The following is a 13,986-nucleotide window of genomic DNA, read 5'->3' as shown; positions in this document are numbered from 1 at the left end:
GCTCCGGACTGGACGCACCGACGGTCAGCGCTTGTTGCCGATCGCGCCCATCTTCGCGCCGAACCCATTCCGGTGGTTGGGCCAGAGCCACCGGCGTTCGTCAGCTGTGACGACCGAGACCTCGGTGGCCTGCGTGGCTGCCGGGTCTCTTCTCTGTGAGTGGCCGCCCGGACGCGCGCCAGGAGCTCGTCCATGCTGAACGGTTACGTCACGGTCGGCGGCGCCGGCGTCCAAGGCCCGGATCTTGGCCGTGGCGCACGCGGCCTGCTCCGTACCCATGCGGCGAGGCAACGGCACGGAGATCCGGGTCCGCGGATGCCGTCGGCTGCAAGGGCCGGGAGAAGTTCGTCCTCGGCAAGAACAAGCAGAACGCCATCAAGGCCATGGTCCTCACTCACGCCGGCGTCGGGCTCCCGTTCTGCAGTCCGGCCCAGCCGGCGAGCTGCGCCGGCATTACCCACGCCCGGCAGTCAGGCCTGGTCAACACCTGACTGGCGGCCCGGCCGTGGAGGTCCTTGCCGACGCCGCCCATCAGGGCCTGGGCGCCCTGACCGGCGGCGGCGTGGTGACACCACCGCACCGCAAGGTCAAGAAGAACCCATCGAAGTGGTACGAGGGGATCTACGAACGCCGGCGCAAGCACACTCGTCACGCCGCATCCACTTCGAGCACGGAATCGCGCATCTCAAGAACTGGCGGGCCCCGCTCGCCACCACGGCCGACGCGAGCACCTGACGTGACACGATCCAAGCCATCGCCGGGACTGCTTTCACACCAGCAGACAGCCGCCCGCGGGCCCGTTCAGGCACAGTGACCACCGGACCGACCTGCACCGTTCGACGCGTCGCCGCCGATCCATGCGCGAGCTCGGCAGGAGGAGGAACCCCGCTCCAGGCCCGGCCGAGAGAACGGCGGTTGTGGCGGCTTGGGAAACCGGAATGGACGGGCAGCGATCTCCTTCCGCGCTTGCCACCTGCAGCGCGGTCGTCGAGGCGGCCTGCATCGCATGTCAGTGGGTCGGGCCAGCTCATCAGCAGAGTCCCGTCGGTCGCGTCGCTCGGGCAAATCGGGTGCTGGCAGTGCCAGACCTTCACAGTCCTCTCGATGATTCAGCGGTTCCGCCGCCTGCGGCGCAGGAGGAGAAAGACGAGGAGGGCGATCCCCGCTGAAAGCAGTGGGGTCCACTTGGATCCTGCTCCGTGCGCCGCGCGAACAGCTTTTTCACGGACTGCATCGGGGGTTTTGTCGGCTGCGAGGTGTCCGGCCCGCGATGCGGCGTCACGGACGTGCTCTGCGGTTTGAGCGGCTGTGTGCAGGAGCGGCTCGGGTGTCTTGCTCTTCGCCAGCTCAGCCGTATGGCCAGCCTTCTCACGGACCTGGGCCGTGGCCTGTTCATCCGTGTGCTCTCCATCCCGGCGTCACGGCCGTGGCTTCGTTGCTGGTGCGCTCAGGTACGTCGGCGAGCTGGCCCCGCTCCTCGGAGTGAGTCAGTGAGCGTTTTCAGCGTTGCCTCTCCAGGGTGAGCACGGCTGCGGCGATTGACGTCATGCGGTTGGGGCTTACGCGGGACCGACGGAAGATGCGCCAGGACTTCAGCCGCGCCATCCCGCGTTCGACGGGTGCCCGGGCCTGGGCCAGTGCTCGGTTGACCGTGCGCTGGGTCGGGGACAGTTCGCCGCCGGGAGGCCGTTTGCGCCCGGTTGTCACCCACGGTCCGGCTCCCTGGTAGGCGCGGTCGGCAAGGACGGGGACGCCCTGGCGTTCGCAGATTCGGATGATCCGGTGCGCGCGGGCCGCGGTGAGGTCGTGGGCACGGCCGGGCAGCGCGGGCGAGATCCACAGCATGTGGCCCGTCGGGTCGGTCACGACCTGCACGTTCACGCCGTGCCGGCGGTGCTTGTGGGAGTAGTCGGCCCGTCCGTCTCCGGTCCGGTCGCACTCCGCGAGGGTGCCGTCGAGCAGCACGTAGTCCGGATCACTCTCGCGCAGGACCTTGAGCAGGCCAGGAGCCCTGTCGGCGAGGAGAGCGATCACGGCGGATACGTAGGCGTGGGCGGTGCCGACGGAGATCCCGAAACCCGCGGCTATCTGGGCGAGGCAGTCGTGCTTGCGCAGGTACACCAAGGCGACCAGCGCACGCTGGTGCGGCGGCAGCTTGCAGCGCCGGTCACCCTCACGGGTGACGATGAGCATGGTGACCCACTCGACCAAAGCATGCGGAAGGTCGAGTGCGGCAGGATAGGGAACCAACAAGGCTCCTGTGCCGATGGGTTGAGACTTCGAACACCTCCCCCAACGGCACGGGAGCCTCGTGCGTTACATGCCCTGCCACCGTCACCCGATCAGTGGCCAGGCCGAAAGAGCTCAGTGGTCGAACGGCCCCTGCTGTGATGATTGCGCGTCGAACGGCTGGATTCCCGGCACCGAGCTGGTGCTCTACTCCACTCGGGCGCAGCAATGACACGGTGAGCCTTACAGCCACGCCTGAGGCTGCGGGACGGGTGGCGTTGCCTTGCACACCCATCGGGAAAGGGCCGGGGGCAGAAGGCGTGCTGTGCTGCCTGCGTGGCCCGAGGGCTGTAGGCGGGACCGGCCGGACCCGTGGGGCTGGTCCGCCGGACAGTGAGGGAGGACTGACGTCTCGTTTCCAAGACAGCCGGCGAACCGGAAGCACCATCCCGGCCCGGCCCCGCGCAATGCTCCTGTGTCAGGCAGTACCACTGATTCCCAATGGGGTTGTCAAGCCGGGTTGGTGACTCGCTGTGAGCGTGTTAGCTCAGTGGTATGGGGCTTGGTGGTGCGGTGATTTCGAAGGTTCGGCCGTCGCGTATGAGGGCCCACAGGACGTTCAGGCGGCGGTGCGAGGCGCGCTGACGCCTCGCTCCCGACAGCGAGGGAAGAGCCGCTCTCCGCCATGGCGGCGGCCGCGGCTTCCAGGACAGCGCGCTGCACGGCCATCGCGCGCTCCTCTTCACCTGCGCAGGCCGCGGCGGCCGACTGCTTCCGCACACCCGGCGCGGATGCCTCGTCCAGGACACGTTCCCGTCCTGGTCGCCGTTGCCGAGCAACTGCCCGAGGACCTGGTCCTCGACGGCGAGTTCGTCGCCTGGGACACCGCTGCCGGCCGGCTGTCCTTCGAAGCCCTCCAACGCCGGGCCACCGCCAGCGGCAGGGGCACCGGTGGAGGCCGGCGGGCGGTGGCCCGGGACCAAGCCGGTGCCGGGCTTGGCCTTCAGCCTTCCGGACGTCTCGCGAAGCTTGGGCTCGCTGGAAGAGGCCGGGTGACCCCATTGCGGGGCCTCCAAGAAGCTACTGGGGGGACCGTCCGGCGGGGCGTCAACTTCCGTCCGTCAGACTGCGGTCGAGGACGCCGGTGAGCCGCGCTCCCGCGCGGTCGGTCCCGCGGCGCCCCCGCTTGGCACCATCCGAGGCCCTCTCCAGCCGCAGCCGGGCCGTACGTCCGCGCAGTGTCAGCGTCATCAACTGGTTGCCGAACCAGGGTCCGCCGGTGCGCCCCCACCGGACCGCCGGTCTCGCGATCCGTCCGTGGCGGGCGAGGAGATGTCCGATCCCCTTGGCGAACCGGCTCCAGCCGAAACGGAATCCGACCCGCATGACTGCGGGCACAGAGTTGTGCAGGGGTGAGCAGGTGAACTGGAAGACACGGGAGCGCAGCTGCCGCCCGGTGGTCCAGACGGGCTCCGCCACATACGCATGGTGCACGTCCCCGGAGAGCACGCACACCGTCGCCGGGGCGGCCTCGGCCCTCCCCACCTCGGCGACCGTCTCCGTCAGCTTTTCGAACGACGAGGTGAACGCCGCCCAGTGCTCCAGGTCCGCCCGTCGGCGCAGCCACTCACCGAAGCGCGCCCAGCGCGGCCCGCGTTCGCCCCGGCAGAGCGCCGCGTGCCAGCCCTCCGCGAAGTGGACCATCGGGGGCAGCAGCCACGGGAGCGAGGTCCCGACCAGCAGGTGGTCGACGCCGCCGGGATCATCGAACGCCTGCGTCCGCAGCCAGGCCGCCTCCTCGGCGTCCAGCATCGCCCGGTGCTGCTCCTCCAGCACCCGCGCGGCCCGGGTGTCGACCATCAGCAGCCGGGTGCGGCCGAAGTCCCTGCGGTAGCTCCAGCGCACCGTCGCCGGATCGGCGTCGGCGCGTTCGGCAAACGCGCGCAGCACCTCCGTGCCGTCGTCGGCCGCCAGTACCGCCGCGTACAGCTCGTCCTCGGCGAGCTCGGCGGGGGAGAGGTTCCCGAGGTGCTGATAGACCCAGTACGACATCAGGCCGCTGGTGATCCGCTCGTGCCACCAGGGCGTTGCCCGCATGTCGGCTACCCAGGCGGCGCTGGTGTTCCAGTCGTCGATGACGTCGTGGTCGTCGAAGATCATGCAGCTGGGTACGGTCGAAAGCAGCCAGCGCAGTTCGGGGTCGCCCCAGGACTCGTCGTAGAGGTGGGTGTACTCCTCGTAGTCGGCGACCTGGTCCGGCGGGGCGGCGGAGCCGGTGCCGGCGGCCCGCCGATGCCGGGCGATCCAGGCGCGGGTGTCGGCGGACGTCTCGTCCGCGTACACCTGGTCGCCGAGGAGGAGGAGAACGTCCGGACGCTCGGCCTCCGGGTCGGCGGCGAGCCGGGCGGAGAGGGTGTCGAGGACATCGGGGCCCACCGGATCGGGCTCGCCCGCAGCAGGCGCCGCCCACCGGCACGAGCCGAAGGCGACCACCGCGCCCGTCGCCGGGACCGGCGGCGTGTGGATGGTGCTGGGGGGCTGGGGCGAGTCCGCGAGGGGCCACACCCGCTCGCCGTCGAGCAGCACCTCGTACGTTGTGGCGGACCCAGGGGCGAGCCCGGTCACGACCACCAGTGCGTAGTGGTGGCCGACGACGCAGAACGTGGGAGCCGAACCACCGCCGCCGCCCGTGCACCGGACCTCCGCCGTGCACGCCCGGTCGGTCTCGACCCACACCGTCGCGCTCGTGCCCGACTCCCAGTCCACGTGGCGCAGGAGCGGGCCCAGCCTCAGACCGGCCATCGCGAGTCCCCTTCCGGTGCTCCGCACGGTACGGAACGGCCGCTCTGTACAGTACTGAACGGCGGCGGAAACGGCGCCGATGCGCTGCCCGGCCGGCCCCGCGTCGGACCTGGCGGACACGGGAGCAGCGGGTCAGCAGCGACGGCCCGCGCCTGGACGCGTACGGCCGCCCGCGCCGCCGACGGCGGGGTCTCGGTGCAGGTGTGGTCGGTGGTGTCCCATACCAACGCACCGAAAAACCCCTCTGCCAATCCTGGTTCACCTGACGGTCGTGACGCCGGTAAGCGGGGGTAAGTGGAAACGCAACGGCAGCCCCCAGCTCTGCGCGGGGCCCCCGGCCGATGCTTTTCGTCGCGTGCGCGTCTCGACAGGTGCTGTGCATGTCACTGATCAGCGGTAACACCGCACCGAGTTGGCGGGGGGTCGGTGGATGGTGGGGGCGCCGCGGCGGCTTCCGCTGTCGTCCATGACATGGTGCGTGGACGGGACAGCACGTGTGAGCATCTCCAGCGATGCCGCGGTCCTGATCAGCGCCTCGGGGGCCGTGACGTTCGACATCACTTAGGGCCAGAAGGGCCCCCAGGCTGAGAACATCAACCCGGCGTAACCCTTCCCACCCCGCCCTGCGACCGTACGGGCGCCCGCAGTCCGGTCGGACAAGAGCGCCTGAGCGTCGGCGGGACTCGCGGCCTGAGACCTGGGCCGCGCAGCATCTGCTGCGCGGACTGACCCAGGCCAAGACTGCCTGCCGCGCCGCTGGGCTTAGACCGTGTCCTATGTGGTGAGGCGGACGAGTCGCTTGTAGCAGCACAGGGCTGCCGCGAGGCCGAGAAAGGCCAGGTAGTTGCGGGGATGGCGTTCGTAGCGGTGGTTGAGTCTGCGGTAGCCGGTCAGCCAGGACATGGTCCGCTCGATCACCCACCTGCGTCGCCCAAGTCGCTCTGATGACTCGATGCCTTTGCGGGCGATACGGACGCCGATCCGCTTGCCGCGTAGCCATTTCCGCAGTTCAGGTATGTCGTAGGCCTTGTCGGCGTGGAGGCGCTGGGGTTTGAAGTGGCGTCCGCGGTGGGGGTCGTGTCTCGTTTGGTGACCGAGCACCATGGGCTTCAGCGCTTGGCTGTCGTGGGTGTTGGCGGCCGAGAGACCGACGAGGAGGGGCAGTCCTGCCGCGTCCGACAGGACGTGCATCTTGGAACCCGGCTTGCCCCTGTCCACGGGGCTCGGACCTGTGAGTTCGCCCCCTTTTTAGCCCTGACGTGGGCGGAGTCGAGGACCGCGCGGGAGAGGTCGAGCAGGCCGGCGTCGTCGAGCCGGTGCAGGATCTCCTCGTGCAGCCGGCCCCAGACTCCGGCCCTCGACCAGATCAGGAACCGGCGGTGGGCTGTCGACTTCGATATCCCGAAGCAGGGTGGCAGAGCCCGCCAGGCGCACCCGCTGACCAGCACATAGATGATCGCGGCGAACAGCGTCTCATCAGGCGTGTCCTGCGTCCCGCCGCCCTGCGGCCGCACTCTCGACGGTGGGATCAGCGGCTCCGCGATCTCCCACAGCCCGTCCGGAACAATCCAACTCCAAGTACCCCGCCCCATACCGACGTCAACGACGCCTCACCACATAGGACACGGTCTTAGTGCGCCGGCTCCGGCCGTAGCAACTGCGGGGCCGACAGGTGGCCGCAAGAGCAAGGCGGTGGCGGCCTGGCTGCGGCCGCCAACCGCGGCGAGCGACGCGAGTACGGACCTCTCGGCCGCGTTCTGCCCGGGGCGCACCTCGCGAGCGCTACCTGGTCACGCGCCCAAGCTCCACCCAAGCGCCCACATGCAGCGCATCCGCCGCCGGGTACCCCGAGCACCCCGGTGCGGTGCTTACGGCCCTGGCGCCTGCGCTTGATTGACCGGCGTCTGCGTACCGTCCGCGTGGCCGGCTGGGGGGGGATCGAGCCCATCCCGGCGGCCGACGGCGCCGGAATCGGTCGGCGTCCGCAAGGCAGCCTCAGGGACGTGTGAAGGCGTGGGGTGGGGTGTGTGGGGTGATCCGGGGGCTTGCAGGAGTGGTGTGGAGGGCCTGAGAGACTGCTCGGTATGGATATCCAGCGCAGGAACAACGTCACCGTCACCGGCAATCCCCATGGCCCGACGGTGGTCCTTGCGCACGGATTCGGCTGTGACCAGAACATGTGGCACCTCACCGTCCCCGCCCTGGCCGAGGACTACCAGGTGGTGCTGTTCGATTACGTGGGTTCGGGCCGCTCGGATCTCTCCGCGTTCTCCGAGACCCGCTATGCATCCCTCGGCGGTTACGCCCAGGACGTGGTGGACGTGTGCGACGCGCTCGACCTGCGAGGCGCGGTGTTCGTGGGGCATTCGGTCTCCGCGATGATCGGTGTGCTGGCCGCCCAGATGGCTCCGGAGCGGATCGGGGCGCTGGTGATGGTGGCGCCCTCTCCCCGGTACATCGACGACGAGGGCTACCGGGGCGGGTTCTCCTCCGAGGACATCGAGGAGCTGCTCGATTCGCTGGAGTCGAACTACCTGGGCTGGTCCGCGGCGATGGCGCCGGTGATCATGGGGAACGCGGACCGGCCCGAACTCGGTGAGGAGCTGACCAACAGCTTCTGCGCAACCGACCCGGCGATGGCGCGCGTCTTCGCCCGCACCACCTTCCTGTCCGACTCGAGGGACGACCTCAACAAGGTGAGCGTGCCGACGCTGGTGCTGGACTGCACCCAGGACGCCATCGCCCCGCGCGAGGTCGGCGCCTTCGTGCACCAGGCGATCCCCGGCTCGACACTGATCACCCTGGATGCGACCGGGCACTGCCCGCACCTGTCCGCACCCGAAGCCACCAACGAAGCGATCGCCGGCTTCCTGGCGGGCCTGCGGTGATGTGCCGCACCGGTCAGCAGGACCCGTACGACGCCGACGACGAAAAGACCTCGGATGCGGTGTTCGCCGCGCTGCTGGAGGACAGCGCGGAGGAGCTGTACGAGTGCGCACCGTGCGGGTACCTGTCCACGCTGATGGACGGCACCATCGCGAAGATCAACACGACGCTGCTGGACTGGCTGGGCCTGAACCGGGAGGCGGTGGCGGGCCGGATGCGGTTCACCGACCTCCTGACCGTGGGCGGAAAGCTCTACCACGAGACCCACTTCGCGCCCCTGCTGCGGATGCAGGGCGAGATCGGCGGCGTGGCCCTGGAGATCAAAAACGCCGACGGCGTCCGCATGCCGGTGCTGGTTTCCTCCACGGTCAAGCGCGGGGTCACGGGTGAGCCGCTGCTGATCCGCACCACCCTCTTCGACGCCCGCGACCGCCGCGCCTACGAAGAAGAACTCCTGCGGGCCCGCAAAGCCGCCGAGCAAGCACACCGGCAGGCCGAAGCCGACCGGGCCCGCCTCCAGGACGCCCTCGCCGCGCTCCAGTCGTCGCTGCTGCCCGACACCCTGCCGCCCATCCCCGGCATGGAGAGCGCCGCGCACTACCGCACCGCCTCACCCGACAGGCTCGGCGGCGACTTCTACGACGTCTTCCCCCTCGACGCCACACGCTTCGCCTTCTTCCTCGGCGACGTGTGCGGCAAGGGCCCGCAAGCCGCCGCCGTTACCTCGCTGACCCGCTACACCTTGCGCGCCGCAGCCCTCCACGACCCCGACCCCGTCTCAGCCCTCACCACGTTGAACAGAGTCCTTCACGAGCGCTACAGCAGCGGTGACCCCCGCTACTGCACCGCCATCTTCGGCACCCTCGAACCCGACCCGGTGACCGGGCAGGCCACGGTCCACCTGGCCTCGGGCGGCCACCCGCCGGCCCTGATCCTGCGCGCCGACGGCACAGCCGACTTCCTGCCCACCCCCGGCGGCCTCCTCGTCGGCATCCTGCCCACCGCGACCTTCGCCCCCGCCACTGCCACCCTGGGGCCCGGCGACACCATGCTGCTGTACACCGACGGCCTCACCGAAGCCCGCACCGGCGAAAGCCGCACTGACCTGTACGGAGACGAAGCCCTGCGCGCCTTCGCCACCGATCAGGCCAGCCGGTCCCCGCAATCGGTGATGAGGGCACTGACCGGCTTGCTGGACAGCTTTGGTGACGGCCTCGACGACGACACCGCCCTCCTCGCCCTCGGCGTCCCCGCCGCCAGTTCGCGGGAGCCGGCATGAGCCCGCTGACCATCGAGGTCCGGGACACCCAGACCGGCCCGGTGGTAGCGGTCATCGGGGAGCTCGACTACGACACCTCCGCCGAGCTACGCCACCTCCTTGCCGCCCTCCCTCTCAAGCCGAGCCAGCGCCTTGTTCTGGATCTTGCCCGCATGGAGTTCTGCGACTCCAGTGGCATCAGCGCGCTGATCGCCGCCCGCAACCACGCCCAGTCGGCCGGAGCCGACATCGCCCTCGCTGCGGTGCCGGCCAACACGCTGCGCGTCCTGCGTGTCGTCGGACTGGACCAGGTCTTCCCACTCCATCCCGCGGCCGAGTCCGCGACCGAACCCTGACCGCAGCACCGTCTGACCCCGACGAAGGCCAGTCGCTCGCCGTACGCGGCTGCAGGCCGTGACGGGGTTCAACGGTGATCGGGCGGGTAGGCGACGGCCACCTGTTGAATCCGCCGGTGAAAGGCAACCACCCATGTTGATGGCTCACCCGGCCGTGCTCCCCGGTCTCGTCGACCGGTACTGGGCGCTGTCCGTGCTCGACGCCGCAGAAGGCGGCTCACCCGTGCGCAGGGAGATCGAGGACGTCGAGCGAGCGCTCTGCGTGTCCACCGGTACGACAGATGTGCACGCCGCCCTTATTGCCGCCCGCCATCACCTGCCTGGCACGGGTACCCTCGATGACTCCGTGCTTGTCGCTGGCTGATCGAATCAGCCGTCAGTGGGCACCACCGGCTCTGACGCAGGCAGAGGCGAGGCACGAGGCGGGATGCCTGTGGTGCGTGGGCACGCTCCCGACTGAAGGCGGACAGTTTGGCCTGGACTGGCCGCGGACGGCTCCCGCGGCGGCAGCTGCCGGTGAAGGTCACCCGATCGGATGCGAAGAAGTGCCGGTGCGGCTGGTGCGGCAGAGGCTGGGCCCATGGCCGCCAAGCTGATCATCTACCCGCCGGACCAGCAGGGCTGGCGCCGCGTCCGCTATGACGGCGTTGCCATCGGAGTGGCACACCGTCCGGCAGATGTTCGGGCCTTTCTCGCGGCTGCCGGGATGGAGAACGCCGAGGACGTCGACCTCAACGACCCCGACTTCGTGGAGTGGAGGGGGGCCGGCCCCGAGGCGTGGGAACCGTTTCCCTAACCGATTCCACGTTCCAGGTGGCGACGTCCGGTGGGGGACTGCGGCCCGGCGGTGTGCTCGGCGGTCGGTTCCCGAGAGGGCGACCGTCGTGAGTCGCGCGATGCCGGTCGTGAGTCGCGCGATGCCGTTGGGGCGGGACGGCAAGCACCAGGGGGTCCTGCCCGGACGAATCGGAGGACGCGGCCTCCCGTTTACGTCCAGCCGCGCCCGGCAGCGGGATCAGTGCCGAACTCGTGCCCGACCGGAGACGGCCGTGCGGCGACCAGAGGAGCAGAGCGGTGACGGAGACGGGCCCGATCGTCGTTTTCGCGAACTTCCTCTCGGACTTGGCGGTGGACCTCGACGAGGGTCAGATGCTGACGACGTGGGCGCCGCGGAAGGCGTGGCTGCTGCGGCCGGGGGACGTGTTCGTCACTCCCGTGCCGCTGAGCCGGGAATTCTTGCGGTACGTGTACGACCTGACCGGGGTGCCCCCGGAATCGGTGGCGGTCGTCGAGGTGCCCCCCGCCGGAGCCGTTCCGCTGGCGCGGGCGGTGCGCGAGGCTGGCCTCGTCGAGCAGGTCCGGGCTCTCGCCGGTGACCGGGGTGCGGCGCTGCTGCCGACGGCGTTGGACGCGGCGGCGATCGCGTTCGCCCGGGACATCGGCATCGCGGTGCACCCGTACCCGACGGTCGAGGCCGCCGAAGCAGCGCTGCAGATGACCATGCTGCTCAATACGAAGACCGGCTTCCGCGAGACGGCCGGACAACTGGCCATGCGGCTGCCGGCGGGCCGGATGTGCCGACGCCCCGAGGTGGAAGGCGCGGCGCGCGATCTCCTGCGGGATCACGAGCGTGTCGTGGTGAAGCCCGACCGTTCGGCCGGAGGGCACGGGATGCGCTTCGTGTCCCGCGACGACCTGCGTGGCGGGGCGAGCCTGATGCTCGACACGGTCGGTGGGCCCGAGGGCCTGTGGGTAGTGGAGGAGTGCCTCGACGTCGCCGAGTCGGTCAGCATCCAGCTGGAAGTCTCCGCCTCCGGGACGCGCGCGCTCTTCAGCGGTGCGATGCGCACGGTTCAGGGCTCCTTCACGGGATACGCCTCTCCGCTGCCGCCGTCCGGAGCGCCCGTGGCCGACGCGCTGGAGGAGTGGGGGACGGCCCTGGGGCGCCACCTGGCCGACCACGGTTACGCCGGGCCTTTCGGGCTCGACGCGCTGGTGGACACCGAGGGTGTCGCGTACGCGAGTGAGAGCAACATCCGCCGTACGGCCACCACCACACCCCACGCCATGGTCACCCGGCTGACTGCGGGATCGGCCGCGCCGCCCCCGGCATGGTCGGTGGCGAAGGGCTCGACCCGGACCCCCATGGACTTCGATGAGGCGCTCGCCCGGCTGCGCGCTTCCCGCCTTGCGTTCGACCCGGATCTCGGCGAGGGCGTGGTCCTCTACGCGGACGCGCCGCCCGACGGCCGTTCCTGGAGGTACGCGGTGATCGCCAGGAGTGCCGGGGACGTGGAGGAGCAGGAAACCGTCTTGGCCGAGGTCCTCGAATTCGAGGGTGGCTGACTCCGTCACGAGGCTGGTCCCGGCACCCAGGGGGTGCCGGGACCAGCCTCGTCGTACGGGAATGCGATCAGGCGGGGCGGCCGCCGAAGGGGGCGCCGGTGCCGTAGTAGGTGCCCAGCTCCTCCCGGTACCCGGCGTCGCCGAGGTGCTTGTCGCGGTGGAACTCGGGAGCGTCCTTGATCTGTTCCTTGGTGCGGTCGACGAAGACCTTCTGCTCCTCCGGGTCGATCCTGACGACGGTGCTGGCCGGCAGCAGGACCTCCTTGCCGAAGATCCAGACACCGGTGTCGACCACCAGGTAGGCGTCACCGACCTCGTCGGAGTGCTTGTCGACCTTGCCGATGCTGCCGTCGGTCGCCTCGACCTTGTAGCCGGTCAGATCCGTACCGGCCAGGTGGCCCGAGGTCGGCTGGTAACTCCACACATGCTCAGTCACGCGAAAAACAACTCCTCCGGTCAATGGAGGACGACGGAAAGGTGCTTCTCCGTCGATCCTCCTTGTTCCGTACGTCGTGCTCGGCGGATGGTCCTGCGTTCCGCCTGAACTTCGCCTGCCCCGCCTTTGCGACTTCACGCACCCGGATCGAAATTCCGGACCGGGGGCGGCCGTCGATCATTGGGGGTGAGCAGGATCCTGCTGAGTTACGGCTACCAGCGGCCACTACCGCCCTTGGGGCGGGCGACGAAACCGATCAGCCACAGGATCAGGACTGCGATAGCCACCCACCAGAGAATCTTCACCGCGAAACCCGCGCCGGGGCCGCGCGCACGTGGAGAGTCGCCTTACGCCGGATGGCCCCATCGGCCACTCGGCGAGAGGGCGTTGGGGCAGAACATTCTCCATGGACAGCAATCACGAGATGGATCCGGCCCACGAGATTCCGGAGGGTGTCGACGAGAAGACGGTGCGCGCTCTGGGCGCGCTTTCGAAGGCGCTGGAAACCACGGAAAGGGCCCGCGGCCACCTCTACGGGTTCCACCAGCTGACCGGAACCGCGGACTTCGAGCTCGGCGACGCGGCCCAGCTCCTGCGCGAGGCGGGGCACGAGGAACAGGCCGCCCGCGTCGAGCGCGAGATCGTGGGCCGCAACGTCATCCCGGGCCACTGGACGTTCCAGATCATCGAGGCCTACAACGCCACCTACTACCAGCCCTTCGCCGCGGTGGAACGGAGAATCGTCGACGAGGTGGCCGGAGGGCGCGACCACCTTTTGGAGGCCCGCCTCAAAACGATTCGCCGCACCCCTCACCATCCTGATCACACCGCAACGCCCCCCTCCTGAAAGAAGGCCGCGCTCGGCTGGGGGCGTGGGTGAGGGCCGCCGGAACCCAGGTGACCGACCGCGGCTCGACAGAGGGATCTCGACAGAGGGATGAGGCAGGCGCGCCGCACAGGCTCCTCATGCTGCAGCGTGCGCTCCTACGGCCTGCCGGTAGGCCACGTGTCCGCCCAGCGCGCCGCTGACGGCTACGGCAGCCAGCCCGCCCAGGGCCCACAGCCGGCCCTTCGCCGAGCGGCTGCGGAGCCGTGCGGTCAGGGACGCTGTGTAGCAGGCCACCGCAGCAACGTTGGAGGCTGCGTGGGCCAGGCCGACCCGGGCCTGCTCGGGCGGCAGGTCCGCCCAGTCCGCCCAGCCGGCGACCGCGGCCGGTGCGACGCCGGCCAGGCCGACGGCGGTCAGGGTGGTAGCCGCGTGGTGTGTTCCGGGCACGAAGTCGAGTACCGAGGCTGACAGCCAGCATCCGATGGGGACCTGCACGAGCACGGGGTGCACGGGGTGGCCCAGCGGTCTGCCACGCAGCAGATCGCGCATGCCGCCCAGGGGGAGTGAGCGGATCCCCCGCTGCAGCGCCCTGATGGCCGGATCGGCCACTGTCGTCCGCTTGAGCCGGTCCAGGGTCTTCAGCCAGCATGCCGAAGCAGTGTCGAGGGCCGTGGTCGGCCCGTCCGTGGGAGAGGTGTTGCGGGTGCGTGAGTTCATACACGACGCCTACCCGCTGCCCTGCAGCCGTCCCGCCGTGGCCTCGACTGCACCCGAACGACAGGCCCGCCACATGGGGGAGCCCGCCCCGGTCTCCGGTCTCCGGTCTCCGGTCTCCACCACCGTC

13 protein-coding genes are annotated in these 13,986 nt (G+C 69.9%); 7 read left to right on the top strand and 6 right to left on the bottom strand.

Annotated features, from left to right (window positions below):
* Positions 1-24: 24 nt before the first annotated feature.
* From OG753_RS07505 to OG753_RS07490, 4 genes are all read right to left on the bottom strand, one after another.
* Positions 25-279, bottom strand: coding sequence for a hypothetical protein (locus OG753_RS07505; RefSeq protein ID WP_405787773.1), 255 nt, complete (start codon positions 277-279; stop codon positions 25-27).
* Between the two features lie 1,221 nt (positions 280-1,500).
* Positions 1,501-2,250: a transposase family protein gene (locus OG753_RS07500; protein WP_405787771.1), complete on the bottom strand. Its 750-nt coding sequence runs from the start codon at positions 2,248-2,250 to the stop codon at positions 1,501-1,503.
* A 1,086-nt stretch (positions 2,251-3,336) separates the two neighbouring features.
* A complete protein-coding gene (locus tag OG753_RS07495) occupies positions 3,337-5,031 on the bottom strand; it encodes an alkaline phosphatase D family protein (protein WP_405787770.1) in 1,695 nt (564 codons plus the stop codon).
* Positions 5,032-5,805: 774 nt separating this feature from the next.
* A protein-coding gene (locus OG753_RS07490; protein ID WP_405787056.1) for an IS5 family transposase occupies positions 5,806-6,623 on the bottom strand; the annotation gives its coding sequence in 2 pieces (ribosomal slippage) (positions 5,806-6,281 and positions 6,281-6,623; 819 coding nt in all).
* 492 nt (positions 6,624-7,115) lie between these two features.
* Between OG753_RS07490 and OG753_RS07485 the strand changes: the two genes are divergently transcribed.
* The 6 genes from OG753_RS07485 (at position 7,116) to OG753_RS07460 (ending at position 11,877) form a co-directional block, all read left to right on the top strand.
* The gene (locus OG753_RS07485; RefSeq protein ID WP_405787769.1) at positions 7,116-7,919 is read left to right on the top strand and encodes an alpha/beta fold hydrolase; all 804 of its coding nucleotides are present in this window, start codon (positions 7,116-7,118) and stop codon (positions 7,917-7,919) included.
* Positions 7,919-9,196: a PP2C family protein-serine/threonine phosphatase gene (locus tag OG753_RS07480; protein ID WP_405787767.1), complete on the top strand. Its 1,278-nt coding sequence runs from the start codon at positions 7,919-7,921 to the stop codon at positions 9,194-9,196. The genes OG753_RS07485 and OG753_RS07480 overlap by 1 nt, the downstream gene beginning before the upstream one ends.
* Entirely contained in the window at positions 9,193-9,531 is a 339-nt protein-coding gene (locus OG753_RS07475) for an STAS domain-containing protein (protein WP_327261007.1), read from the top strand. Before OG753_RS07480 ends, OG753_RS07475 begins: the two co-directional genes overlap by 4 nt.
* Positions 9,532-9,664: 133 nt before the next feature.
* Entirely contained in the window at positions 9,665-9,895 is a 231-nt protein-coding gene (locus OG753_RS07470) for a DUF5133 domain-containing protein (RefSeq protein WP_327261006.1), read from the top strand.
* Between the two features lie 216 nt (positions 9,896-10,111).
* Positions 10,112-10,327: a hypothetical protein gene (locus tag OG753_RS07465; RefSeq protein WP_327261005.1), complete on the top strand. Its 216-nt coding sequence runs from the start codon at positions 10,112-10,114 to the stop codon at positions 10,325-10,327.
* Between the two features lie 278 nt (positions 10,328-10,605).
* Positions 10,606-11,877, top strand: coding sequence for a peptide ligase PGM1-related protein (locus OG753_RS07460; RefSeq protein ID WP_405787765.1), 1,272 nt, complete (start codon positions 10,606-10,608; stop codon positions 11,875-11,877).
* 67 nt (positions 11,878-11,944) lie between these two features.
* Here OG753_RS07460 and OG753_RS07455 read toward each other — a convergent pair whose 3' ends face one another.
* Entirely contained in the window at positions 11,945-12,313 is a 369-nt protein-coding gene (locus OG753_RS07455; protein ID WP_405787763.1) for a PRC-barrel domain-containing protein, read from the bottom strand.
* A gap of 406 nt (positions 12,314-12,719) precedes the next feature.
* Here OG753_RS07455 and OG753_RS07450 point away from each other — a divergent pair, with 406 nt between their 5' ends.
* On the top strand, positions 12,720-13,160 hold the full coding sequence (locus OG753_RS07450; RefSeq protein ID WP_327261002.1) for a hypothetical protein: 441 nt from the start codon (positions 12,720-12,722) through the stop codon (positions 13,158-13,160).
* A 117-nt stretch (positions 13,161-13,277) separates the two neighbouring features.
* On the opposite strand, the gene OG753_RS07445 is transcribed toward OG753_RS07450, so the two are convergent.
* Positions 13,278-13,859, bottom strand: coding sequence for a DUF2231 domain-containing protein (locus OG753_RS07445; protein ID WP_405787762.1), 582 nt, complete (start codon positions 13,857-13,859; stop codon positions 13,278-13,280).
* Positions 13,860-13,986: the final 127 nt, after the last annotated feature.

This window comes from Streptomyces sp. NBC_00029, assembly GCF_045160505.1.
In the GTDB taxonomy this organism is placed as follows: Bacteria; Actinomycetota; Actinomycetes; order Streptomycetales; family Streptomycetaceae; genus Streptomyces.
The sequence above is the reverse complement of the archived record's forward strand: the minus strand, read 5'-3'. Positions and strand labels throughout refer to the sequence as shown.

What these genes read in the sequence shown, in the direction of transcription:
- OG753_RS07485 (WP_405787769.1), top strand. Translation starts at nt 7,116, where the DNA reads ATGGATATCCAGCGCAGGAACAACGTCACCGTCACCGGCAATCCCCAT.
- OG753_RS07495 (WP_405787770.1), bottom strand. Translation starts at nt 5,031, where the DNA reads ATGGCCGGTCTGAGGCTGGGCCCGCTCCTGCGCCACGTGGACTGGGAG.
- OG753_RS07445 (WP_405787762.1), bottom strand. Translation starts at nt 13,859, where the DNA reads ATGAACTCACGCACCCGCAACACCTCTCCCACGGACGGGCCGACCACG.
- OG753_RS07450 (WP_327261002.1), top strand. Translation starts at nt 12,720, where the DNA reads ATGGACAGCAATCACGAGATGGATCCGGCCCACGAGATTCCGGAGGGT.
- OG753_RS07480 (WP_405787767.1), top strand. Translation starts at nt 7,919, where the DNA reads ATGTGCCGCACCGGTCAGCAGGACCCGTACGACGCCGACGACGAAAAG.
- OG753_RS07475 (WP_327261007.1), top strand. Translation starts at nt 9,193, where the DNA reads ATGAGCCCGCTGACCATCGAGGTCCGGGACACCCAGACCGGCCCGGTG.
- OG753_RS07470 (WP_327261006.1), top strand. Translation starts at nt 9,665, where the DNA reads ATGTTGATGGCTCACCCGGCCGTGCTCCCCGGTCTCGTCGACCGGTAC.
- OG753_RS07505 (WP_405787773.1), bottom strand. Translation starts at nt 279, where the DNA reads ATGGGTACGGAGCAGGCCGCGTGCGCCACGGCCAAGATCCGGGCCTTG.
- OG753_RS07465 (WP_327261005.1), top strand. Translation starts at nt 10,112, where the DNA reads ATGGCCGCCAAGCTGATCATCTACCCGCCGGACCAGCAGGGCTGGCGC.